The following is a 24,525-nucleotide window of genomic DNA, read 5'->3' on the forward strand; positions in this document are numbered from 1 at the left end:
GCGGGCGCGCACCGGGAGGCCGGTCAGCGGCAGGCGCGGATCGCGGCCAGGACGACGTGCACCTCGAACGGGTCGCCCGCGTCGCTGTCCCAGCCTCCGTCGCTGCGCTGGGTGGCGGCCAGCCGACGGCGGGCGTTGGTGAGCAGCCAGTCGTCGTCGGCCAGGCCGGCCCGGCGTAGCGCGGCGGCCAGCTGGGCGACGTCGCCGGGAGCCATGGTGGCGAGCCGGTCGTTGAGCACCACCTGCATCCGGGCCGACTCGTAGAACATGGTCTGCCGGTAGAGGGTGGCGGCGGCCAGCCAGCCGGCCAGCAGGTACGACGGCCAGGTGCCGTCCGGGCGCATCTGGGCAGCCAGGTAGTGGGCGGCGCGCTGTGCGGCGGCGCGGTGGCCGGGGTCGCCGGCGCCGTCGGTGTCGGCGACGCTCAGCCAGTAGCCGGCGTTGGCGGTCAGGTAGTAGGTGGCTTCCGGGTCGCCGGGCCGTGCCCAGTCGGGTGCCTCGGCGGCCAGGCTCTCGTCCTCTTCCCAGCTGCCGTCGGCCCGTTGCCGGCCGGCCAGCCAGTCGAGCGCCTTGCGGGCCGGTGGCCGGTCGAGCGCACCGAGGTCGTCCAGTTCGGCGAGCCGGAAGCAGGTGGCGTCGACCGAGGCGACGTCGCCGGCCCAGAAGGCGGGCCAGCCGCCGTCCGGTGCCTGCCCGACCTCGGCGCTGGTGAGTGCGTCGGGCTGCGGGGCGGTCCCGGTCCGCAACCAGGACAGCCGGGCCCGGTCCACGGTGTCGCCGTGCGCGACGACGAACCCGATGGCGGCATCCATATCGACCACGGACGACAGGCTACCGCCGGGTCCGGCGGTCCGCCTCGGTAACTCAGTCAAGGTCAACTAGCCGGCCGGTGACCGGTGACCGCCGGCCCGGGAGGGCGGGCGGCCACCGGACGCTGGATCAGTAGCTGGGCAGCGACGGGTCGATCTGCTTGACCCAGGAGAGCACCCCGCCCTGGACGTGCACGGCGTCGGCGAAGCCGGCGGCCTTGACCGCGGCAAGGGCCTCGGCCGACCGTACGCCGGACTTGCAGTGCAGCACGATCTGCCGGCCCTGCGGCAGCTTCGCCAGGGCCTCGCCGTTGAGGAACTCGCCCTTGGGGATCAACGTCGAGCCGGGGATCTTGACGATCTCGTACTCGGCCGGCTCCCGGACGTCGATCAGGAAGAAGTCCTTGCCGGCGTCCTGCCAGTCCTTCAGCTCGCGGGCGGTGATGGTGGAGTCGACGACCGCCTCCTCGGCCTCGGTCGACACCGCGCCGCAGAAGTCGTCGTAGTCGATCAGGCCGGTGATCGGCTCGCCGTTCGGGTCCTTGCGGATCTTGATGACCCGGTAGGTCATCTCCAGGGCGTCGTAGACCATCAGCCGACCGAGCAGCGGATCACCGATGCCGGTGATCAGCTTGATCGCCTCGGTGACCATGATCGACCCGATCGAGGCGCAGAGCACGCCGAGCACGCCGCCCTCGGCGCAGGACGGCACCATGCCGGGCGGCGGCGGCTCCGGGTAGAGGTCCCGGTAGTTCGGGCCGTGCTGGTCCCAGAAGACGCTGACCTGGCCGTCGAACCGGTAGATCGACCCCCACACGTACGGCTTGCCGAGCAGTACGCAGGCGTCGTTGACCAGGTAGCGGGTGGCGAAGTTGTCGGTGCCGTCGAGGATCAGGTCGTACTGGCCGAAGATGTCGAAGACGTTGTCGTTGTCCAGCGACACGTCGTGGATCTGGATGTTGACGTACGGGTTGATCTCCCGCACCGACGAGGCGGCCGACTCGGCCTTGGACCGGCCGATGTCCGACTGGCCGTGGATGATCTGACGCTGCAGGTTCGACTCGTCGACGGTGTCGAAGTCGACGATGCCCAGCGTCCCGACACCGGCCGCGGCCAGGTACATCAGGGCGGGTGAGCCGAGCCCGCCGGCGCCCACGCAGAGCACCTTGGCGTTCTTGAGGCGTTTCTGGCCGTCGACCCCGACATCCGGGATGATGAGGTGCCGCGAGTAGCGGCGGATCTCATCGACGGTCAGCTCGGCGGCGGGTTCGACGAGCGGGGGCAACGACACGGTGAACTCCCCGGGATCGGCAATGCTGGCTGCGCTATTGTTGCTCGCTCCGCGCCGACTCGGCCATGAGTAGCGACACCGCCCGCCATCCGGGATCCGGGAATAGCCGTTCCCCGTGCGGATCGGCACCTGGCACTGTCGCCCGGTCACGGTCATCGGTCAGGTCATCGGTGGTCCGGTGTACCGCTCGCCGTCCAGGTACGGCCAGCCGTTGGCCACACAGCCCTGCATCCCGTACGTCTGCTGCTGCATCACCGGAGCGGGGCGGCCGGGTGCCGGGCACAATTCGTGGCCCATGCCGAACTGGTGACCGACCTCGTGGTTGATCACGTAGGCGCGGTACTCGGCGAGTGTCCCGTCGTAATGCGGCACCGCCTCCAGCCAACGTGCCAGATTGATAATCACCTGACCGGGCAGCCGGCACGAGGTGTACTTCTCGGTGGTCAGCCCACCGAGCGCGCACATCTGCTCCGAGGTGCCCGGGGTGGCCAGGTAGATGGTGAACTCGGCGGCGTCGACCCGGGACACCCGCTGCAGCCGGAACTGCCGGGAGGCGATCCAACTGCGTCCGTCGCCGAGCGTCGCGTCGACGATCGCCGCGAACTCGTCGACGCGCTGACCGGTCCCGTCCTCGACGGCGACCCGGAACCGGCGGAGTTCCCCGGCCCAGCCGAGCAGCGGGCCGGTTCCGGTGAGGTAGCCGAACGTACCCGGCCCGGTCTCCGGGTAGCTGGCTGGCGACGGGGCCGGTGGCAGACCGGCGCCGTCCGACGGTGCGCTGCCGGCGGGTGCCACCCCGCCGCCGGGGCCGGGCTCGTGTACCGCCGCCGCCAGCAGCCCGGTGGCGCCGGAACCGGCTCGTAGGACGTCGGTGACGATCAGCGCCGCCGCCATCGTCACCAGGATGAGTGCCCCGGCCCGGCGACGTCGGCGACGCGCCGCCCGTCGACGCTCCGGCCGGTGATCCCGCTGACGGTCCGGCCCCTGGCGGTCCGGCCGGTTGCCCGGCCGGCGGTCCGGCTCCTCGGTGACTCGTCGTCGGTCGTGCATCGTGGCCCGCCCCTCATGGCGTGCTTCGCCACCCGCGCCGGTCGGACTGGTGCACGACAGGGGGCGAACCGGCGCGAATCCCTGGCCTGACCTGCCCAGATTGTCACGGCATGTCGGTAAGGCCCGAACGACGCGCGGGGACCATCGGTTCAGGGATTCAATCCGACCGTACGCCCCGTGTCCTCCGACGATCCGCCGAGCGGCCCGCTCACAGCGGCGGACCGGCGTACCGCTCACCGGCCAGGAACGGCCACGGGTTGGCCACACATCCGTTGAGGAACAGCGTCTGCGGCATCATCACCGGGGCCGGCTCGCCCTCACCCGGACAGCGCTCGTGGCCGTGGCCCAGCTCGTGGCCGACCTCGTGATTGATCACGTACGCCCGGTAGACGTCGAGCGGGACCTCACCGCTGACGTAGTGGTCGACCGAGAACCGCCAGCGGTCCAGGTTGATGATTGCCTGGCCCTGCGCCCGACACGAGGTGTACGGCTCGCCGTCGATCCGTATGTCCACCCAGCCGGCCTGGCACATCCGGGCGGCGGTCTGCGCCGTGGCCAGGTAGACCGTGAAGTCGTGGCCGGCCTGGTCCGGCACCCGCTGCAGGCGCAGCTGACCGCCGCCGATCCAGCTCCGTTCGTCGGAGAGCAGCTTCTCCACCGCGTCACCGAACGCCTCGACGTCCTCCTCGGAGCCGATCTCCACGGCCACCCGGTAGCGGCGCAGGGTGCCGGACCGGCCAGCGATCTTCCCCTGCTTGGTGCTGAAGTCGAACTCGCCGCTGCCGGCCGACGGTGCCGTGCCGGACAGCCGCAGCACCGGCGCGGGTGGCGCGGTGGTCGGTGGCGGGCCGGTCGTCGGGGGCGGTTCGGCGCTGGGTGTCGCCGCCGTGGTGTCGCCGGGTGGCGCGGCCACCGCGTCCCGATCGCCGCCCACTCCGACCCGGGGCAACGCGAACCCGATCGCCGCCAGCCCGAGCACGGTCACCAGCACCGCCGCCAGCACCGGCCACCGCAGCTGCCGCCGACGGGTACGCGACGCATCCCGCCGCTGCCGGCGGTGCGCCGACCGGCTCCGTGCCCCGGACGGGTGGTCACGGCGGGTCGGGCGGGTACGGCGGTCGGACATCGCTGACCAGCGTGCCACAGCCGACGCCGGTCCGGGCACCCCGGACCGGCGCGTCGGTCCGGGCACCCCGTCCCGCCGACCGGGCCACTGAGCGACCAGTCAGCCCGCCGGACGGTGCCGATCAGGCCGCAGGACCGTGCCGAGCAGGCCGCGGATGCGTGCCGAGCAGGGGCGGTGGCCGTGCCGATCAGGCCAGCAGAGCGTCCAGTCGCCGGTTGACGGCGGCGAGTGTGGCTCTCACCACAGCCTGCCGCGGATCCCCCGAGACGACCGCCGAACCGGCCAGCTGCTCCACCCAGCCACCACAGGCGAGCAGTACGACGACCACCGCCACCTCGCAGCCGCCCATCGGCACCACGGCCGCGTGCTCGACGATGCACCGTCCCCGGTCCGCCGCGCCGGCCGGGCCGGTCAACAGCTTCTCGATCGACGAGGCGGCGGCCACCGCGCACAACCGCAGCACGTACCCGTCGACCGCCGGCCCGGTCGCCACACCGGACGTGGTCCGCTGGCCGGCGGTCAGTCGCACCTCGACGGTGGCGTCCACGCCGAACGTGCTGACCTGCACATGGTCCAGCACGACCCGGGGGCCGGGCCGACCACCCGGGTTCAGCGGCCGGGGCGGCCCGCTCTCCGGCGCGGTGCCGCCCGGCTCCACGCACGGCACAGCGGATGTCGCGGCGGTCGCGCCCGCGCCCGCGTGCCGGGGCGGCGGATCGTCCTGGCCGGGGCGGGGACCCAGCGGCTGTCGGCGGCGGCGCGGTACGTCCGCCGGTTCCGGGGCGACCCAGCCAGGTACGCCACCCGGAGCCGTCAACGGCGGAGCTGTCGAGCCCGGCGGCCGACCCGGCGCCGGCAGATCGGCGCGGCCGGGCAACGCCGGCAGCCCGTGGTCGGGTTCGCCACCCGGCAGGTTCTGCGGGGCCGCCGCCAGGCCCATCCGTTCCTGGAGCAGCCGCGCCACCAACCGGCTCACCTCGGCCGGGTCGGCACCCTCGGACAGGTCGAGCCGGAGGCTGTGGGCACCGGCGTCGGTGGTCCGCAGCGAGGCGTCGCGGACTCCGCCGACGCCGCGTACCGCTGCCAGGATCGCTCCGACGTCGAAGCCTTCCGGCCGCTCCTGCGGCTGGTCGACGACGTCGCCGCGGCGCAGGTGGGACGCGATCCGCGCGAGTTCCGGCGTCTCCGCCGCGTGTTCGACCGGCGGCAGTTGCTGCGGCACGGTCGGCACGTCCGGGTCGGCGGGAACCCGCTGCGGCAACGAGTCCAGCGCGGCAGCCGCGATGGGGGTGGTGGACAGATCCGCCGGGTGTTCGACCGGCGGCAGCGCACCACCGGCCGGCTCGGCGGTGGCCGGTGCCCCAGGCGGCTCCGCGGGGACCGACGCACCAGTCGGCCCGGACACCGTTGCCTCGCCAAGCTCGTCGTCGGCGCGGCGGGAAACCGCCCGGCGGCGGGGCATCAGGCCGTCGGCGTCCCCGCCGCTGTCACCCTGGCCGGGCCGCCCCGGTCCGTACTGCCCGCCGGCGGGAGCCGTCGGCTCGTACTGCTCGGCGGGAGCCGTCGGCTCGTACCGGGGCTGGCCACTGACCGGCCGGTACCCGGCGGCCTGGCCCAGGTCGGCCGGGCGGTCGGGACGCCACGGCAGCTCCTCCGGCACGGTCGGCGGATCCGGCATCGCCCAGCCCGACTCACCGCTCGCCGCGCCCGGCCAGCCACTGCGGTCGTCGCCGCCCCAGCTCGGTGGTGGCGGACCGGACCAGCCGCTGTCAGCCGGGGCGGTCCGGTCGTCGGACCAGCCCGACGGCTCGGCGTCGTCCCGTTCCACCGGGCCGCTCGGCCCACCGGCGGCTTCTGCCGCCCACACCTGACCGCCAGAGTCCGTAGCCGCCCAGCTCGAATCGGTCGGCCCGTCCGTCCAGCCCGGCTCCGGCGCCGGCCAGCGCTGCCCGTACGACCAGTCCGGCTCACCGGCCGGGGGCCCGGACGCCGGCCCGGATGGCGACCCCTGGCCACGCTGGGTCCGATCGCCCGGCACGTCGTCAGCGGGCCGGTCCCAGGCGGCGGAGCTGGTCGGTCGTGGCCATTCACCGGTGGCGCTCTGTCGGTGCCACTGGTCAGCGGCCGGTGCGGCGCTGGTCGGGACCGGCCGTCGCAACTCGTCGGCGGTGCCGGGCCGGGGCCATTCGCCGGTCACCTGCCGGGACCACGGCCCGCCAGCACCTGGACCGGGCCGTTCGCCGGTCGGCTGCCGGAGCGGACCAACGTTGGACGGCTGCCCGGCGGGCTGCGGCGGTGTGGGGGCGAAGTCGTCGCGCCGGGCAGGTTCGTCACGTCCGGCTGCGTCCGCCGTACGGCCGGCGGGGCCGGCAGCGGACCGGTCGGCCGGCGTACCCGGGAGGCCGGACCGGTCGGGCGACATCCCGGACCGGTCGGGCGGGAGGGCTGGCCGGTCTGGCCGGTCGGGCGGGAGGTCGGACTGCGCGGAGCGCTGCCGGTCAGGCTCGACCGGGCGGTCGTCGGGCTCGGATCGTTGCGCGCCCGGCCGACCGGTCGGCGGCGGCTGGAAGCCCGGTGGGGTGCCGGGGCGGGCCGGCCGGGCCGGCGACACCGGTGCCGCCGAGGCCACCGGCACCGCGCGCAGCGGCGCGGTCGGCACTACCCGGGCCGTCTCCTGCCAGCGCGGCGGCGGGTTGACCGGCGTCGGGGTCGGGCGTGGGTTGTCACCGCCACGACGCTCGGCCGAGCCACCGGGTGGGGTGGGGTCGTCCGCAGGTCCACCGGCCATCCTGGCGGTCGGCTCGTTGTCGGCCCGTCCGGTGTCCACGCCGCCCGGCTGGATCGACTCACCGGCCGGCGCGGGGCGTGGGGTCGGCACCACGGTCTCGGCCGGCCCGGAGACCGGCCGGCCGTTGACGGCTGTGGCACGGCCGTTGTCGGCGCTGCGGGAACCACGGGTGACTGAGCCGCCGCGCGGAGTCCGGGTGAACGGCAGCACCTCGGCGTACCGGGACGGCGGGTCAGCCCAGTGCGGGCCGCTCACCGGTTCGTCGCGGGCGCCCCAGCCGGCATCGGCGCGGTCGGCGTCCGGCCCGACACCGGAGCCGTCCGACCACCGGGTCGGCGACCCCGTCCAACTGCCCATGCCCTGGTCACGACGGTCTCGCGGATCCGCTCCGCCGTCCTCTGGTCCCGGTGCGGCCCCGCGGGGTTCACCTGATTCGTCCACCGTGCGCTCCTCGGTCGCCCCCGCTGAGGCTACCGTGTGCTGACAGTGGCGATAAGTTGCAACGTCGGGCCAATTGACCGGCCAGGTGATATGCACTGATCGTTTCGTTTCTTCGCCGACCAGATGGCCGCGACCGGACTCGGAGGTTCGACATGACCGCTGCGTCGAGCGACGCACAGACAAGCGGCCGACCGGCCCGGATGCCACGGTCCGCCCGCCGCAAGCAGCTGCTCGCCGCCGCCCAGGAGGTGTTCGTCGCACAGGGTTACCACGCGGCGGCGATGGACGACATCGCGGAGCGGGCCGGCGTGTCGAAGCCGGTGCTCTATCAGCATTTTCCGGGCAAGCTGGAGTTGTATCTGGCGCTGCTCGACACACACTGCGACGCCATCATCGCCAAAGTCGCCGCCGCGATGGCCGCGACCACCGACAACAAGGAACGGGTCAGCGGGGCGGTGCAGGCCTACTTCGACTTCGTCGACGAGGAGAGCGGCGCCTTCCGGCTGGTCTTCGACTCCGACCTGCGCAACGAGCCGCTGGTACGGGCCCGGGTGGAACGCGTCGAACGGGAGTGCATCGCGTCGATCACCGACACCATCATCTCGGACACCGGGGTGAGCCGGTCCCGGGCCGAGCTGCTCGCCTCCGGGCTGGTCGGCGCGGCCGAGACCGCCGCCCAGTTCTGGCTGGCCGGCGGTCGACAGGTGCCCAAGGACGAAGCCGAGTCGTTGCTCGCCGCACTCTCCTGGCGGGGCATCGCCGGGTTCCCGCTGCAGGGTGAGGCATCCTGACCACAGCGCGTCCGCATCGGCTAACCTTCGCGTTGGCGTTGTTTTCGCCCACCTCAAGGAGGACCCGTGGAGGTCAAGATCGGCGTGCAGTACGCGCCGCGCGAGCTCGTTCTGGACAGTGCCCAGTCACCGGCTGAGATCGAGCAGATCGTGACCCAGGCAATCACGACCGAGGGGACTCTGTCACTCACCGACGAGCGCGGCCGCCGGGTCATCGTCCCGGTCAGCAAGATCGCGTACGTCGAGATCGCCGAGGCCGCTCCCCGTTCGGTCGGCTTCACCGTCCGCTGACCTGGCCGGACCGGCCCCGAAGCTGCCGAGTCGGCCGCCGGCTCCCAGGGCCGACCGCACCGATCCGGATCGGTTCAGCCTGATCCGGATCGGTCCGCCCGGATCACCCGCCAGATCACCGCGCCGGTCGCGACCGCGGCCCGGTCGCGACTCCTTCGGCCGACACCGTTGACGACCGTGCCGTTCGTCACTGCCGCCGTGCCCGCACCACCCCGGCGGCGTGACAAGAACCACAGCTGAGTCGTCGGTCCGGCCGCCGTCGCCGAGGATCTCCACGTCTGCGCGGACCGTCAGCTACCATGGTCAGCAATGCTGCGGCCGTCGAGGATGCTCGAGCGGGGTTCGCGGCGCGCGTGCGGCCCGCGACCTGTCGATCGCGTGTGGCCAGCGCCGTCAACTGACGCACTGCGGCACGCCGCAGACAACGCGTCGCCCCGGCATCGCGGCGGCACTTCGCAGCACCCGCACCGCACCGACACGACGTCGGTGCCGACGACCATCGGACGCGCCGGCTCGGCGCGCCGCACAACCGGCGCCCTTCTGGCACCGACCACAACCGGCGCGCACCCTGCGCGCCGCACAACCGGCGCCGTCGCGGCGCCGCATCCGACACGCGCCCTCAGGAACAGGCGGGGCGCACCACGAGAGGCACCCCCGACACCTGATGACTGACATTTTCGACCACAACGCCGGCGACGAGCCGGCGAAACGCCCACCGGCACGGCCCGACAGCCCCACCTTCGCCGACCTGGGTGCCCGCCCGGAGACGGTGACCGCGCTTGCCCAGGTCGGCATCGTCCACGCCTTCGCCATCCAGGAGTACGCCCTGCCGATCGCGCTGCGCGGCAGCGACCTGATCGGCCAGGCACCGACCGGGACCGGCAAGACGCTCGGCTTCGGCGTACCGCTCATCGACCGGGTGCTCGCCCCGACCGAGGGCGGTGACGGCGTACCGCAGGCGCTGGTCGTCGTCCCGACCCGCGAGCTCGGCCTGCAGGTCGCCAAGGACCTGGCCGCCGCCGGCAGCACCCGCGGCGTGCGGGTGCTGCCGATCTACGGTGGCGTCGCGTACGAGCCGCAGATCGAGACGCTGCGTTCCGGCGTGGAGATCCTGGTCGGTACGCCGGGTCGGTTGATGGACCTGGCCAAGCAGAAGAAGCTGCGGCTGGACCGGATCCGGGCGCTGGTGCTGGACGAGGCCGACCGGATGCTCGATCTGGGCTTCCTCGACGACGTCGAGCGGATCCTGGCGATGCTGCCGGAGGACCGGCAGACGATGCTGTTCTCCGCCACCATGCCCGACCCGATCGTGGCCCTGTCCCGGCGGTTCCTGCGCCACCCGGTGACCATCCACGCCGGGCACACCACCGAGGCGGGCGTCCCTCCGCTGACCCGCCAGGTGGTCTACCGCACCCACCCGATGAACAAGATCGAGATCGTCGCCCGGATCCTGCAGGCCGAGGAGCGCGGGCTGACGATGATCTTCACCCGTACCAAGCGGGCGGCCGACCGGGTCGCCGAGGACCTGGACTTCCGTGGCTTCGCGGTGGCCGCCGTGCACGGCGACCTCGGCCAGGGCGCCCGGGAACGGGCGCTGCGCGCCTTCCGTACCGGAAAGATCGACATCCTGGTGGCCACCGACGTCGCCGCCCGCGGTCTGGACGTCTCCGGCGTCACCCACGTGATCAACTACGACTGCCCGGAGGACCAGGACACCTACACCCACCGGATCGGTCGCACCGGCCGGGCCGGCGCGACCGGGGTGGCGGTGACCTTCGTCGACTGGGAGGACATCACCCGGTGGCGGATCATCGACAAGACCCTCGGGCTGGAGATGCCCGAGCCGCCGGAGACGTACCACACCTCTGAGCACCTCTACGCAGACCTGGACATCTCCCGCGACGTCTCCGGCACGCTGCCCAGCGCCGACCGTACCCGCGCCGGGCTGTCCGCCGAGGTCGAGGAGGACCTCGGCGGCCGCAGCGCCGGCCGGCGGCGGCGCGGTGACGGCGGCGGCCGCGCCGAGCGCGGAGCGCGCGGTGACAGCCGGGGCCGGCGGTCGTCGAGGTCCCGTCGCTCCGCCGCGCCGGACGACGCCGACCGGTCCACCGCCACCGCGACGACCGCCGGTGAGGACGGTCCCCCGGCCAGCCGCCGGCCGCGTCGTCGACGGCGCGGCGGTCAGGTCGTCAACGGCGGTGCCGGCACCGACTCCGGAGCTGCGTCCACCGACGGTACGGAGATCGCGGCCGCCGCCACGTCGGACGGCGGCTCGGGCGGTTCGACGCGCCGCCGCCGACGCCGCCGGGGTGGCTCCGGCGGAGCCGGCCGGGCCGAGCAAGTCGGCGGAGCCGGCCGGGCCGAGCAGGGCAGCGGCGGCGAAAACTGACTCGATCCCTCGCCGACGCCCTCGACGACGTCCGGGCGCTGCTGCTCAGCCCGCAGCTCACCCGGGCGGTCGCCGCCGGGCGTCGGCGCAACGCCGCCCCGTCGGTCGTTCGGGCCGAACTCCGGCCGGTCGCCCTGCGGGCCGGTACCCACCTGCAGATCGTCACCAACGACGGCACCCGTCCGGTGACCCGTAACCTGCCGCCGGGTGCCCCCGCCGAAGCCGCAGTCGACCAGCTGCTCGCCGAGCCGTTCGGCAACTGGCACGTCGAGACCAGCACCAGCACCCTGCAGCTGCGGGTGACCAAGAAGGGCACCGCGCAGGTGCACCGGTCGACCGCCGACCGGACCGACACCGGCCCCGGCGACCACGACCGGGCCAAGCGGTACCTGCTGGATCCGGACGACCCGCTGTTCGCCGCGATCGGCGCAAACGCTGCGAAACGCCGCCAGGTCGACGCGTTCCTGCGGGCGCTCGCCGCCACCCTGCCCGACCCGCTACCCGCCGGGCCGCTGCACGTCGTCGACCTGGGCTGCGGCAACGCCTATCTGACCTTCGCCGCCTACCGCTACCTGGTCTCCCGCGGCGGGCAGCCGGTGGTGACCGGCGTCGACGTCCGCGAGGACCAGCGGCGGCGCAACACCGCGCTGGCCGACCAGCTCGGCTGCGCCGGGCAGGTCCGGTTCGTCGCCGGCACCATCCGGCAGGCACCGGTCGAGCCGGCGCCGGACCTGGTGCTGGCGTTGCACGCCTGCGACACCGCCACCGACGAGGCGCTGGCCCGGGCCGTCGACTGGCAGGCCCGGTGGGTGCTGGCCGCGCCCTGCTGCCACCACGACATCGCCGCCCAGCTGCGCCGGCAGCCGGCACCGCAGCCGTACGGGCCGCTGGTCTCCGCCGGCATCCTGCGGGAACGGTTCGCCGACGTGCTCACCGACACGCTGCGGGCGACCCTGCTGCGGGCGTACGGCTACCGGGTGGACGTGGTCGAGTTCATCGACTCCCAGCACACGCCGCGCAACCTGCTGCTGCGGGCCCGGCGTGGCGGCGTACCGGACCGACGCGAGCAGCACCGGGCCTACCGGGCGCTGGTCGACCAGTGGGCGGTGACCCCCCGGCTGCAGACCCTGCTGCCGGCGCCGCCGGACACCGCCGGGTCCGCTGTGTCGGACGCCGCCGGGGCGACCGTGGTCAGTCGACCGTGACGGTGAACTCGGCGGTGTGCACCTCGCCGGCCACCTGGAAGTCCAGGAACATCCGGTAGTCACCGGGGCTCGGGGCGGTCAGCCAGAACTTCACCGCGCCGTCGACCAGCTCGGCCTCCGGATGCACGTGCAGATAGCCGAGGTCGCCGTCGCGCAGCGCGACCAGATGCCCGTACGCGCCGAGGTAGGGCTCCAGCGTCGGAGACTGGCCGGCCTGGCCCACCTCGAACAGCAGCGGCGTCACCACCCCGCGCTGTGCGACCCCGCGCATCCGTACGGTGAAGTCGTCCACCTCGGTGGTGTCGGCGGCGGCCGGCAGGTCGGTCGGCAGGTACTCGCCGGCCACCACGAGGTCGACGCCGAGCGTCAACGCGACCGGCGTACCGTCGGAGTCGCGCAGGGTGAAGTCGGTGTAGAGCCGCCAGATGCCGGCGGCGGCCAGCCGGACCGGGACGCTCCAGGTGCCGTCCGGTGCCATCGTCGGGTGCAGATGCTGGTACCCGGTCAGATCCCGGCGGGCGATGATCAGGTGCATCGGCTTGTCGTGCACCACGTCGAAGGCGGTGACCGGCCGCTGATCGGCGTCGACGATCTGGAAGCGCAGGTCGACCTGCTCGCCGACCGGCAGCTGCCGCCGCACCGGCACCAGGGTGTAGCCGCCGACGCTGACCGACAGGCCGGACACCTGGTCACCGCCGTCGGTGCCGTCGGTGCCGTCGTGCACATGCGGTGTGGTCCCGGGCGGGTGGGTGTGGTCGGCGGCGCCGGCCGCGTACTGGGTGCCGATGCTGGTCGGGGCGGTCACCGCCCGACCCAGGGCGAACCCGGCGAGCATCGCGAGCACGACGGCGGCGACCCCGGTCGCCAGCCGCACGGTGGACGTCCCCTGCCCCACCGGGTCTGTCGGGCCCGTCGGATCGCCGGCACCGGTCACTGTTTCTCCCACCTCGCCGACGGTAGTCGCTGCTGGCCGGCAACGCCTCGGCCGGGTCGTCGACTGGTCGTCGACTGGTTGTCGGCTGTGTCGTCAGCCGTGGCTTCCGCAACGCACCGTCGTTGTACCATCCGTGACCGTTAATAGCTTGGCAAGTAGGGCAGCCGCCCTCGTCACCGCTGTAACCGCCACGTTGCTGCCGGCTCCGGCCCAGGCGCAGGCCTCGATCGCCGAGTTGGACCGGCGGATCGACCAGGCGGCCCACCAGTTGGAGACGGTGGTCGAGCAGTACAACGAGATCCGGCTGGATCTGCGCCACAACCAGGAACGCGCTGGTGGACTCAGCGAAACGATCACCGAACTGGACCGGCAGCTCGCGTTCCGACACGACCAGGTCGGTCAACTCGCGGCCAGCAACTACCGGGTGAACGGTGCCCGACCCGTCGCCACCCTGCTGTCCACCGCGTCGGCGGAACACTTCGTCGACCAGCTGCTCATCGCCGACGTGATCAACCGCGACAACGAGCGGACGATCGCCGAGCTGCGCGACACCCGCGACCGCAGCGAAGCGGCGCGCCGGACGGCGAACGCGCTGATCGAGCAGCAGTTGCTGCAGCAGGAGCAGCTGTCCGCGACGCAGCGGCAGATCGAGTCGGACATCCGGGCGCTGACCGAGCTGCGGGACCGCCAGCAGGCGCTGCTGAGCCGGTCCGGCGCCGCCACCGCCGACCGCAGCCCGGCCGACCCACTGCCCGAGGCGGCGACCGGCAGCGCGGCCAGCGTCGTCGCCTTCGCCCACGCCCAGCTCGGCAAGCCGTACCGGTGGGGGTCGGCCGGGCCGCACTCGTACGACTGCTCCGGGCTGACCTCGGCGGCCTGGGCGACGGCCGGGGTGCAGCTGCCACACAACGCCCGCCGGCAGTTCGGCACCGTCACCCGCATCGGCCGCGCCCAGCTCCGCCCCGGTGACCTGGTCTTCTTCTACAGCAACGTGCAGCACGTCGGGATCTACATCGGGGCCGCCCAGATGATCCACGCGCCGCGGCACGGTGAAGTGGTCCGCGTCGACAAGATCGACCGGATGCCGATCAAGGGCTACGGCCGGCCGGGCTGACTCGGATCAGGCTGACCGGGCCGGGCGACCCCGTCCCGCTCGGACCGGGTCAGTTCGTGGTGGCGAGGGCGAACGGCAGCACCGCCGGGGCGCCGGAGCGCCGCAGCAGCCGGGCCACGGCGGTCAACGTCCAGCCGGTGTCGACCAGGTCGTCGACCAGCAGCACCGGGCCGGTCAGCCCGGACAGCGCCGCAGCCAGCTCCGGCGGCGCGGCGAACGCGTCGTGGACGGTACGGACCCGTTGCGCGCTGTTGCCCCGGCCCTGAGCCGACGGCGGCTCGGCCCAGGCCGGCTCGACCGAGCCGAGCAGCGGCAGCCGACCGACCTCGGCGATCCGTCGGGCGGTGCTGGCCACCAGCTCCGGGTGGGTCCGGGAGGCGACCGCCACCACCCCGACCGGTCGGGCCGGCCACGGTTGGGTGCCGCGCGCCCACTCGCGGAGCACGTCGATCACCGCACCGGCGACGTCGGCCGGCAGCACGGTGTCCGGCCGGCCGGCGGCGAGCAGGTCCCGCAGCCGGCTACCCCACCCCAGGTCGGACAGCCGCCCGACGGCCCGGCCGGGCAGTGCCTGCTCGTCGGGGCCGATCTTGCCGCGCAGCGGTACGCCGACCGCCTCCAGCCCGGTCGGCCAGAGCTTCTTCGGGGGGATCTCCACTCCGGCCCGGCCGAGGAAGGTCTCGGCGGCGCGCAGCGCGTCCGGGCTCACCTCGGACGGCAGCCACCCGCCGGCGCAGCGGTCGCAGCGCCCGCACGGCTGGGCCTGCGGGTCGTCCAGGCAGTGGCGGAGAAACTCCATCCGGCAGCCGGGTCGGCCGGCCGGCGGGGCGGTGTCGGCCGGTACCGCGTACTCCTGCATGATCTGCTGTTCGGCGGTGCGGGCCTGGGCCACCCGGTGCAGCCGGGCGGCGTCGTAGTGCCACGGCTCGCCGGTGGCGACCCAGCCGCCGCGCACCCGGCGCACCGCGCCGTCCACGTCTAGCACCTTGAGCATCAGTTCGAGCCGGGTGCGCCGCAGATCGACGATCGGCTCCAGGGCCTGGGTGGACAGCGGACGACCGGCGTTTTCGAGGGCGGCGAGCACCGAGCGCACCTGTTCCTCGCGGGGGAAGGCCAGTGACGCGAAGTACCGCCAGATCGCCTGATCCTCGGGGCCGGGCAGCAGCACCACGTCGGCGTACCGGTCACCGTCCAGGGCCCGGCCGGCCCGACCCACCTGCTGGTAGTAGGCGATCGGCGACGGCGGCGCGCCGAGGTGCACCACGAAACCGAGGTCCGGCTTGTCGAAACCCATGCCGAGCGCGGACGTCGCCACCAGGGCTTTGATCTTGTTGTCCAGCAGGTCCTGTTCGGCGGCGCGGCGTTGCGCGTCGTCGGACTGGCCGCTGTACGCGGCGACGGCGTAGCCCCGGGAGCGCAGGAACTCGGCGGTCTCGGCGGCGGCCGCGACGGTGAGCGTGTAGACGATGCCGGAGCCGGGCAGCGTTTCCAGGTGGTCGGCGAGCCAGCCGAGCCGGTGCGCGGTGCCGGGCAGGTCGAGCACGGCCAGCCGCAGCGACCGGCGGTCCAGCGGACCGCGCAGCACCAGCGTGTCGCCGAGCCTGCCGTCGGAGGCGGCGTGGTCGTCGTCGGACCGGCTGTCTGCGGTGTCGCCGAGCTGTTCGGCGACGTCGTCGGTGACCCGGGTGTTGGCGGTCGCGGTGGTGGCCAGCACCGGCGTGCCGGGGCGCAGCTCGCGCAGGAAGGTCCGGATCCGCCGGTAGTCGGGGCGGAAGTCGTGCCCCCAGTCCGACACGCAGTGCGCCTCGTCGATGACCAGCAGGCCGGTGGTAGCGGCCAGGCTGGGCAGCACGTTGTCCCGAAAGTCCGGGTTGTTCAGCCGCTCCGGACTGATCAGCAGTACGTCGACGGCGCCGGCCCGGATCTCCGCGCTGACGGTGTCCCACTCGTCGAGGTTGGCGGAGTTGATCGTGCGGGCCTGGATCCCGGCCCGTTCGGCGGCGGCGACCTGGTTGCGCATCAACGCCAGCAGCGGCGAGACGATCACCGTCGGCCCGGCCGGTGCGGTCGGCACCGACCCGGTCGGGGTGGCCGGGTCGGTGCCGGACGAACCGGTGCCGGCGCGCAGCAACGCGGTGGCGATGAAGTAGACCGCCGACTTGCCCCACCCGGTGCGCTGTACGCAGAGCACCCGCCGCCGGTCGACGACCAGCGCCTCGATGGCCCGCCACTGGTCGTCGCGCAACGTCGCGCCCGGCCCGGCCAGCCTGTGCAGCGTCTGCTCGGCGCGGTCGCGCAACTCGGCCCGGTCCACGGTCATGTCGTGGACCGTAGCAAGGACCGTTCAGCGGGTGGCGACGCGGACCGCCACGGCGGTGTCCGGATGGTCGGCGAACAGTCCGTCCAGCCCGAGTCCGTAGAACAGTTCGTACTCTGCGGTGATGTCGCCCCGGGCAGCCGGGTCGGCACCGATGCGGTGGTCGGCCGGCAGGAACTGGTTCTCCGCCCGGAACGTCCAGGCGTGCACCGCCAGCCGGGCCCGGTGGGCGTCGCGGATCAGCGAGGTCGGGGCCAGCAGCGCGCCGTCGGCGTCGCGCGGCACGATCAGGTCCTTGGTGGGCCCGATGGCGTCGGCGTACCGGCTGATCCAGGCGAGCCCGTCCGGGGTGGCCAGGTCGGCGTAGCCGCGCGGGTCACCGGCCACGACGAAGTCGTACGGCCGGCCGCTGCCGCCGAGCAACTGCACCAGCCGCACGTTGGTCATCCGGCTCAGCTTGCGCAGGTTGGCGGTCTCGAAGGACTGGATGAACACCGCATCGGTACGCCGGGTCAGCTTGTTGCGTCGCAGAGTGTCGACCAGTGGCTCCTCCAGCGGCAGCCCGATCGACTGGAAGTAGGTGGGGTGCTTGGTCTCCGGGTAGATGCCGATGGTCCGGCCCAGTCGCCGGCCCTCCGACCGGGCCAGGTCGATGACCTCCTGCAGGGTCGGCACCGTGAACTCACCGTCGAACGCCGTGTTGGTCGGCCGGACCTGCGGCAGTCGCTCCACGGCCCGCAGGGTACGCAGCTCGGCCAGGGTGAAGTCCTCGGTGAACCACCCGGTGACGGAGCGCCCGTCGATGGTCTTGGTTGCCCGCCGATCGGCGAACTCGGCGCGGTCGGCGACGTCGGTGGTGCCCGAGATCTCGTTCTCGTGCCGGGCGACCAGCACCCCGTCGGCGGTCGACACCAGGTCGGGTTCGATGTAGTCGGCGCCTTGACGGATCGCCAGCCGGTACGCCTCCAGGGTGTGTTCCGGCCGGTAGCCGCTGGCCCCGCGGTGTGCGATGACCAGTGGTTTCGGCTCGGCCTGCGGCGGCTTGCCGCGGGCCGCCGGGTCGGTCGCGGTGGCGGCGGACGGGATCGCCATGGTGGCCAGCAGGGTGCCGGCAAGCAGCATGATCGGCAGAGTACGCGACAACGTCATCTCCTCACAGGGGTGTCGCAGGGCGTCGTCGGCGTCAGTGAAGACGCCCCGGGCGACGGGCGGGAGACCGGTGGGCGACGGGCGGTCGGTGACCGGCTGACCACTACATGAATGCCGATCAATCTCTGATATTTTCGGCTTTTGCAGTGGTATGACATCTTTGATGCGCCGGCCGCTGCGAAACCCCGCCCGGATCGTGCCGATCGCGTTCCTCGGGGCGATCGCCGTGGGCACCGTACTGATGATGGTGCCGGCCAGCCGCCAGGGACCCGACGCGGCGCCCTTCGTCACAGCCCTGTTCACCGCCACCTCGGCGGTCTGCGTGACCGGGCTGGCCGTCACCGACACCCCGGCCTACTGGTCACCGCTCGGCCTGGTGCTGATCACCCTGCTCACCCAGCTCGGCGGCTTCGGGATCATGTCGCTGGCCACCCTGCTCGGCCTGCTGGTGTCCCGCCGGCTGGGGCTGCGCAGCCGACTCACGGCGCAGGCCGAGACCAACAGCCTCGCGCTGTCCGACATCCGGCGGGTGCTGCTGCGGATCGCGGCGACGATGCTCGGCGCCGAAACAGCGATCGCCCTCGTCCTGGCCGCCCGGCTGTGGCTGCACTACGACTACCCGCCGCCCCGGGCCCTGTGGTACGGGCTGTTCCACGCCGTCCAGGCGTTCAACAACGGCGGCTTCGCCCTCTACTCCGACGGGCTGGTCCAGTTCGTCGGCGACTGGTGGATCTGCCTGCCGCTGATCGTCGGCGTGGTGGTCGGCGGGCTCGGCTTCCCGGCCCTGTTCGAGCTGGCCCGCGAGCGCAGCCGGCCGCGGCGCTGGTCGGTGCACACCCGGCTGACCGTGTGGGGCACGTTGGCGCTGATCGGCATCGGCTTCGTCAGCATGCTCACCTTCGAGTGGGCCAACCCGCGTACCCTGGGCCCGCTCGACCTGCCGGAGAAGCTGTTGGCCGCGCTGTTCCAGGACGTGATGACCCGGTCCGGCGGGTTCAACACGGTCGACCTGGGAGAGCTCAACCCGGAGACGACGGCGGCCTCCATCGGAATGATGTTCATCGGCGGTGGCAGCGCCAGCACCGCCGGCGGGATCAAGGTGACCACCTTCTTCCTGCTCGCCTTCGTCATCTGGTCGGAGCTGCGCGGCGAGCACGACGTGGTGATCGGCCGACGCCGGATCGCGGCGGCCAGCCAGCGTCAGGCGCTGACCGTCGCGCTGATCGGCGTGGCGTTGGTCGGGGCCGGCACCCTGGCCCTGATCAGCCTGACCGACGACATCGGCGGTGAACAGGCGCTGTACGAGGTGACGTCGGCGTTCGGCACGACCGGGCTGTCCACCGGGATCACCGGCGACCTGCCCGACCCTGCTCAGGTGCTGCTCGTCGTGCTGATGTTCGTCGGCCGGATCGGCAGCGTCACGTTGGGCTCGGCGATCGCGTTGAACACCCGGCGGCGACGGTTCCACTACCCGGAGGAGCGACCCATCGTTGGCTGACCGTACCGGCACCAGGTCCACCCGGACCGTGGTCATCATCGGGCTCGGCCGGTTCGGCGGCCAGGTCGCCGACTCGATGCTGCGGATGGGTTTCGACGTGCTCGGCGTCGATTCCAATCCGGCGGTGGTCCAGCGGTGGGCAGACCGGCTCACCTACGTGGTGCAGGCCGACTCGACCGACACCGAGGCGCTGCGTCAGCTGGGTCTGCGGGACTTCCAGCGGGTGGTGGTCGGCATCGGCTCGGATGTCGAGGCCAGCGTGTTGACCGTGCTCAGCCTCGCCGAGATCGGCGTCACCGAGGTCTGGGCCAAGGCGGTCTCCGGCAAGCACGGCAAGATCCTGCGTTCCGTCGGCGCCCGGCACGTCATCTACCCGGAGGCCGCGATGGGCGACCGGGTGGCGCACCTGATCACCAGCAAGATGCTCGATTTCATCGAGTTCGACGACGGCTTCTCGATCGCCGAGACCCGGCTGCCGAGTGGTACGGCGGGCCGGCGGCTCGGTGAGACCGACATCCGGTCGCGGTACGGAGTGACCGTGATCGGGGTGAAGATGCCGGGGGAACGGTTCACCTACGCCGACCGGGAGACCGAACTTCGTGACGGCGCCCTGCTGATCGTCTCCGGCACCACCGAACAGGTTCAGCGGTTCGCCGCCGCCACCTGACCCGTACCCGCACCGGAGCCGTACCGCCGACGGGGTGCTACCGGACCGGGGACGTGTCGGTGGCAGGCTGACCGGTCGCCGTTTCCAACAGTTCGGTCGTCGCGCCCGCCGCCTGTCCGGCGACCGCCGCGACGGACACGTCGCAGATCAGCTCGTCGAGGTGGAACTCCAGCGGCAGCGTGTTGACCCCGTCGTAGTCACCCGCCAGCTGGAGCTGTGCGGTCGCCCCCGGGGCCAGGGTGGTGGCGTCGGCCGCAGGCCGCAGCCGTACGTCGCCGCCCTGCTGTTCCCACTGCCCGCCCCGCACCGCGGTGAGCCGTTGGGTGCCGGGGAAGGCGAAGCGCAGAGACCAGTCGGTCAGCTCGGCGGAACCGGTGTTGGTGACGGTGGCCGCAGCGACAAACTCCCGTCCGGAGTCGCCGCGCACCGTGTATTCGACCCGGCAGGGCGCCGAGGACTGGGCGGCGAGCCCGAAGTCCGGCGGCGCGGCCACCGCCTCGCGGAACCGGTCGGTGGCGGGTGTGGCACCGGCTCCGGCCCAGACCAGGGCGCTGAGCATCATCAGGCCGACCCCGATCACCACGGCTTCCGCGCGGCGCTGCACCCATGAGGTCCGCAGCCGGCGACGCCGGCCGATGCCGGTCGGGACCGGCAGATCCAGCCCGGTGACCTCGAGCCCGCAGGTGACATCGACGCCGACCGGGGGCGGGCCGTCGTCGGCGGCAGTGTCGGTGTCGGAGCCCGGCCGGTTCGGCAGCGGCGCGACCATCGACGGCGACAGCCCGGCGGCGACCCCGACGGCGGCGGCCAGCGTCTTCGCCACCTCCTCGCTGGTCGGCCGGTCCGCCGGGCACTTGGCCAGGCACCGCAGGGTGAGGTCGACCACCTCCGCCGGCAGTCCGGCGACCGGTGGCATCGGGTCGGGCACGGTGTGCAGGTGTGCCCGCAGCATCTGGGTGACGCTCGCGGCCTGCCAGGGCAGCCGGCCGGTGAGTGAGCGGTAGAGCAGCAGGCCGACGGCGTACACGTCGGTGGCCGGTGAGACCTGGCCGCCGTTGAGGCGCTCCGGCGCCAGGTACGCCGGGGTGCCGAGCAGGTTGCCGTCCGGGCCGACGTCGCTTTCGCCGGCCAACGCGGAGATGCCGAAGTCGACGACCTTTGCTCCCGTGCTGGTCAGCATGACGTTGGCCGGGGTGACATCGCGGTGGACGACGCCGGTGGCGTGCGCGGCGGCCAGCGCCGAGGCGACCTCGGCGCAGGCCACCACCGCGTCCCGCCAGGACAGAATGTGTTCCCGACGCAGCCGGGCGGCCAGCGACTCGCCGTCCACCAGTTCCATCACCACGTACGGCAGGGTGGCTGCGTCCCGGACGGCTTCGCCGTAGTCGTAGACGTTGGTGATGTGCGGGTGGCACAGCCGGGCGGCGGCCTGCGCCTCCACCCGGATCCGGTGGCGGAACACCTGGTCCGGGGCGTACTGCGGAGCGAGGACCTTGATCGCGACCTGCCGGTCGAGGATCTCGTCGTAACCACGCCAGACCACCGACGTCCCGCCGGTGCCGAGCCGTTCGATCAGCCGGTACCGGTCACCGAGCAGTTGCCCGCAGTCGTTCGCCACCCCACCCATGACTCCCGAGTTGCCCGATCTGGCCCGAGCTACACCTGCGGAACCGCATCAGGGGGCGACGAGCAGCTGGTCGACCGGGGCATAGTCGTCGGTGAGCGGCTGCGCACCGGCCACGAAATCGGTCAGCTCGTCCCCGGCGAGCAGATCGAACTCGGCACCGACCGAAGCGGTCAACCGGGCCCGTACCTCGTCCAACGGCAGTGGCCGGTCGGCGGCGAGGATGACGAAGTTGCTGCCGCTGAGCCGGGTCGCCGCCCCCGGCCGGGTGATCAGCGCCACCTCGGGGAACTCGGCCGCGACGGTGGCCACCTCGGCCTGGATGAACCGCAGCGGCGGGTAGTCGATCACGTTCTGCAGGTAGCTGCCGCCTGGTCGGACCACCCGGCGGATCTCGGCGGCCATCTCCCGGGTGGCCAGGTGCCAGGGCACCACCAGGTGCCCGAACGCGTCCCCGACGACCACGTCGACGCTGTCCGTGGGCAGGTCGGTGACCAGGATCCGGGCGTCGCCGACCACCACGGCCAGGTCGGGACCCGGCTGCACGTCGAGCTCCCGCACGCCCAGGTCGACCAGTCCACCGTCGATCTCGTAGACGGTGTTGCGGGTGCCCGGCCGGGTGGCGCTGAGGTACCGGGGCATGGTGAAGCCGCCGCCGCCGAGGTGCAGCGCGTCGAGCGGTTCCCCGGGTGGGGCGGTCACGTCGAGGGCGGCACCGATCCACCTGGTGTAGGCGAACTCCAGGTGGGTGGGGTCGTCGAGGTCCACGTACGAGTGGCGGGCCGAGTTGAGCAGCAGCAGCCGGCCGGAGCCGCGGTCCGGATCGGCCTGCACGGTGGCGCAGTGGTACTCGGTCTCCACATCGCACGGGTCGGGTGCGGCAACGGCGAGGCCGACGGCGAGCAGCCCGATCACGGCGACGGCGGACCGCGTGGCGGTGCCGGTCCGGCCGCCGGGCGCTGCGCCGCCGTCCGCGCCACCGCCGGTGGCGGTGGCGGTGGCGTCGGTGGGTGGCCGGGTGCGGTGCAGGTATACCCCGAGGGCGATACCGCTGCCGCCGAGCAGCAGCGCCAGCGTCATCATGATCACGCTGCTGGGTAGCGTGGCGACCAGGAAGAAGCCGGTGCCGAGGGTGGCGGTGATCGCGCCGAGCGTACCGATGCTGGACAGCTTGCCGACCACCTCGCCGGTGCGGTTCAGGTCGCCGAGCTGCAGTTTGATCACCAGTGGGGTGACCGCCGACAGCAGCGCGGCCGGCAGCACGATGGCCACCATGGTGAGCAGCAGGATGCCCACCACGGCGCTGCCGCGCAGCAGTTCACCGGCGTACCGCACCAGTGGGAGGGTGATCGCGGTGGTGATCCCGGCGAGGACCAGCGCGGCCGGCAGCAGCGGGCGGGGGTCGCGCCGGTCTGCGATCCGGCCACCGATCCAGGTGCCGTAGGCGATCGCGGCCAGCGCTACACCGATCACCGCGCTGTTGGTCTGCAGGGTCACTCCGATGTACGGCCCGACCAGCCGCAGCGCGACGATCTCCAGCACCAGTACAGCGCCGCTGGAGACGAAGACCAGCGCGGCGGCCAGGCCGGGCCGCAGCGGCGTGTCCGGTGGTGGCGAGTCCATCGCTGTGATGGTACGCATCCCGCCTGCCGTCCGACGGGCGGTCGAGCGGGATGCAGGGATGGTGGTTCAGAGCATCGACAGATGCACGTGGTTGGGTCAGAGCATCGACAGATGCACGTGGTTGGGTCAGAGCATCGACAGATGCACGTGGTTGGTGTGGTCGCCGGCCGGGCTGCCGCCGCCGTTGTAGGCCCGCCAGCCGGTGCCGGGCATCCAGATCTGCCGGTACCAGATGACGTAGAGCACACCGAGCCGGTCGGCGTTGTTGATGTAGTACCCGGCGAGATTGTTGCCGTACGTGCGGTTGCCCCCGGTGGCGGCGCGGTTCTGGAATCCGCCGGCTTCGGCGGAGAAGTCGCAGGCCCGACCCTTGGGGTGCTCGCCGCTGCCGCCGTTGCGGAAGCAGGAGACGTACCGGGTGAATCCGGCGGACTTCGCCTGGTTCAGGGCGTGCAGGGTGCGCGGGGTAATGCAGCCGGAGGTGGTGGGGTCGTCGACGTTGCAGGATTCGGAGGGCCAGGAGCCGTCGGAGTTGCGTGGCGCGGGTTTTGCGGCGGCCGAGGTGGTGCTGACGAATCCGCCGCTTGACTGGCCGCCGACGGCCGCCAGGGCGCGCTCGGCGTCCTGCTTCTTGCGGGCCATGATGGCGACCTGCTTTTCCTGCTCCCGTACCTCGTTGTCGATCGCGGCCTTGGCCCGGGCGGCCTGCTCGTGAGCTTCGGTGAGGGCTCGCAGGTTGCGGCCCTCCCGCTGGGCCATGACCTCCAGCCCGGCGGCGCGGTCCAGCATGTCGGCCGGGGAAGCGCTGTTCAGCAGCATGGTGACCGAGGTCAGCCGCCCCACCCGGTAGGACTCGGCCGCCATCAGCCCGACCTCGTCGGTGAGCGAGACGAGCCGCTCCTGTACGGCGTCGTACTGGGTGGTCAACTCCTTCTGGCGCTTCTTGGAGTTGTCCAGCTTGGCTTTCGCCTCGATGTGCCCCTTGGAAGCGGCTTCCAGGACCTCGCGCAGGCTCTTGTTGTCGCCTTCGTCCGGGGCGTCGGGCGCAGCCGAGGCGACCGGCGCGCCGATCACCAGCGCGATCGCGGTGACCAGCGCAACGAGTGACGCCGCCGCACCGGAGCGCCGCCGGGATACCGTCGTGCCGACCACAGTCGCGTCCTCCTGGATCACATTGTCAGGTCGCGGTCCGTAAACCGGGCACAGCTTACCGGATTTCACCGTTGCCACTGGAACGTCGGCGAGTCGAGCGCATTACCACATCATGCAGATGGCGCGCAGCCAGGCCTGAACTATTACCTGCAGCAATGAACCAATCACGCAAAATCAACACGATTACCGGGCGTGACGCCTGGCGTGTCGCACAGCCATCTCGGCGATGCCGCAGGGGTCAATAAATTAAGCTAGCCTAACCTTAT

At 72.7% G+C, this 24,525-nt stretch carries 18 protein-coding genes; 7 read left to right on the forward strand and 11 right to left on the reverse strand.

Going from position 1 to position 24,525, the window contains the following annotated elements:
• Positions 1-23 precede the first annotated feature (23 nt).
• The 5 genes from O7610_RS18560 to O7610_RS18580 all read right to left on the reverse strand — a co-directional run bounded on the left by O7610_RS18560 (position 24) and on the right by O7610_RS18580 (position 7,505).
• The gene (locus tag O7610_RS18560; protein WP_281555734.1) at positions 24-812 is read right to left on the reverse strand and encodes a prenyltransferase/squalene oxidase repeat-containing protein; all 789 of its coding nucleotides are present in this window, start codon (positions 810-812) and stop codon (positions 24-26) included.
• Between the two features lie 127 nt (positions 813-939).
• Positions 940-2,100 (reverse strand): adenylyltransferase/sulfurtransferase MoeZ, encoded by a 1,161-nt coding sequence (gene moeZ, locus O7610_RS18565; protein ID WP_123606213.1) that lies wholly within the window; start codon positions 2,098-2,100, stop codon positions 940-942.
• Between the two features lie 159 nt (positions 2,101-2,259).
• Positions 2,260-3,150, reverse strand: a complete 891-nt coding sequence (locus O7610_RS18570; protein WP_289211429.1) for a DUF3152 domain-containing protein — start codon at positions 3,148-3,150, stop codon at positions 2,260-2,262.
• Between the two features lie 208 nt (positions 3,151-3,358).
• Complete coding sequence (locus O7610_RS18575; protein WP_289211430.1) at positions 3,359-4,276, reverse strand: DUF3152 domain-containing protein; 918 nt, start codon at positions 4,274-4,276, stop codon at positions 3,359-3,361.
• A 187-nt stretch (positions 4,277-4,463) separates the two neighbouring features.
• Positions 4,464-7,505, reverse strand: a complete 3,042-nt coding sequence (locus O7610_RS18580; protein ID WP_289211431.1) for a hypothetical protein — start codon at positions 7,503-7,505, stop codon at positions 4,464-4,466.
• A gap of 152 nt (positions 7,506-7,657) precedes the next feature.
• Here O7610_RS18580 and O7610_RS18585 point away from each other — a divergent pair, with 152 nt between their 5' ends.
• The 4 genes from O7610_RS18585 to O7610_RS18600 all read left to right on the forward strand — a co-directional run bounded on the left by O7610_RS18585 (position 7,658) and on the right by O7610_RS18600 (position 12,181).
• Entirely contained in the window at positions 7,658-8,296 is a 639-nt protein-coding gene (locus O7610_RS18585; protein WP_278173588.1) for a TetR/AcrR family transcriptional regulator, read from the forward strand.
• Positions 8,297-8,362: 66 nt separating this feature from the next.
• Complete coding sequence (locus O7610_RS18590; RefSeq protein WP_278173586.1) at positions 8,363-8,587, forward strand: DUF3107 domain-containing protein; 225 nt, start codon at positions 8,363-8,365, stop codon at positions 8,585-8,587.
• A gap of 664 nt (positions 8,588-9,251) precedes the next feature.
• Positions 9,252-10,976, forward strand: coding sequence for a DEAD/DEAH box helicase (locus O7610_RS18595; RefSeq protein WP_289211432.1), 1,725 nt, complete (start codon positions 9,252-9,254; stop codon positions 10,974-10,976).
• Entirely contained in the window at positions 10,973-12,181 is a 1,209-nt protein-coding gene (locus O7610_RS18600) for a class I SAM-dependent methyltransferase (RefSeq protein ID WP_281555735.1), read from the forward strand. Before O7610_RS18595 ends, O7610_RS18600 begins: the two co-directional genes overlap by 4 nt.
• On the opposite strand, the gene O7610_RS18605 is transcribed toward O7610_RS18600, so the two are convergent.
• Positions 12,168-13,127 (reverse strand): DUF8832 domain-containing protein, encoded by a 960-nt coding sequence (locus O7610_RS18605; RefSeq protein WP_281567212.1) that lies wholly within the window; start codon positions 13,125-13,127, stop codon positions 12,168-12,170. The genes O7610_RS18600 and O7610_RS18605 overlap by 14 nt on opposite strands.
• Positions 13,128-13,263: 136 nt before the next feature.
• Between O7610_RS18605 and O7610_RS18610 the strand changes: the two genes are divergently transcribed.
• Positions 13,264-14,229 carry a C40 family peptidase gene (locus O7610_RS18610; protein WP_281551940.1) on the forward strand — a complete coding sequence of 322 codons (966 nt, stop codon included), beginning with the start codon at positions 13,264-13,266 and terminating at the stop codon, positions 14,227-14,229.
• Positions 14,230-14,278: 49 nt separating this feature from the next.
• Here O7610_RS18610 and O7610_RS18615 read toward each other — a convergent pair whose 3' ends face one another.
• Together O7610_RS18615 and O7610_RS18620 are read right to left on the reverse strand one after the other, a co-directional pair.
• Positions 14,279-16,549 (reverse strand): DEAD/DEAH box helicase, encoded by a 2,271-nt coding sequence (locus tag O7610_RS18615; protein ID WP_281551941.1) that lies wholly within the window; start codon positions 16,547-16,549, stop codon positions 14,279-14,281.
• A gap of 24 nt (positions 16,550-16,573) precedes the next feature.
• On the reverse strand, positions 16,574-17,689 hold the full coding sequence (locus O7610_RS18620) for a glycerophosphodiester phosphodiesterase (RefSeq protein WP_281551942.1): 1,116 nt from the start codon (positions 17,687-17,689) through the stop codon (positions 16,574-16,576).
• Between the two features lie 169 nt (positions 17,690-17,858).
• Between O7610_RS18620 and O7610_RS18625 the strand changes: the two genes are divergently transcribed.
• Together O7610_RS18625 and O7610_RS18630 are read left to right on the forward strand one after the other, a co-directional pair.
• Complete coding sequence (locus O7610_RS18625) at positions 17,859-19,193, forward strand: TrkH family potassium uptake protein (protein ID WP_281567211.1); 1,335 nt, start codon at positions 17,859-17,861, stop codon at positions 19,191-19,193.
• Positions 19,186-19,860, forward strand: coding sequence for a potassium channel family protein (locus O7610_RS18630; protein WP_281551944.1), 675 nt, complete (start codon positions 19,186-19,188; stop codon positions 19,858-19,860). The genes O7610_RS18625 and O7610_RS18630 overlap by 8 nt, the downstream gene beginning before the upstream one ends.
• Positions 19,861-19,897: 37 nt before the next feature.
• On the opposite strand, the gene O7610_RS18635 is transcribed toward O7610_RS18630, so the two are convergent.
• The 3 genes from O7610_RS18635 to O7610_RS18645 form a co-directional block, all read right to left on the reverse strand.
• The gene (locus O7610_RS18635; RefSeq protein WP_502959036.1) at positions 19,898-21,478 is read right to left on the reverse strand and encodes a protein kinase domain-containing protein; all 1,581 of its coding nucleotides are present in this window, start codon (positions 21,476-21,478) and stop codon (positions 19,898-19,900) included.
• Positions 21,479-21,535: 57 nt separating this feature from the next.
• Complete coding sequence (locus tag O7610_RS18640; protein WP_281551946.1) at positions 21,536-23,107, reverse strand: fused MFS/spermidine synthase; 1,572 nt, start codon at positions 23,105-23,107, stop codon at positions 21,536-21,538.
• 126 nt (positions 23,108-23,233) lie between these two features.
• On the reverse strand, positions 23,234-24,259 hold the full coding sequence (locus tag O7610_RS18645; protein ID WP_281551947.1) for a coiled-coil domain-containing protein: 1,026 nt from the start codon (positions 24,257-24,259) through the stop codon (positions 23,234-23,236).
• Positions 24,260-24,525: the final 266 nt, after the last annotated feature.

It is taken from the genome of Solwaraspora sp. WMMA2065 (assembly GCF_030345075.1).
Lineage (GTDB): Bacteria > Actinomycetota > Actinomycetes > Mycobacteriales > Micromonosporaceae > Micromonospora_E.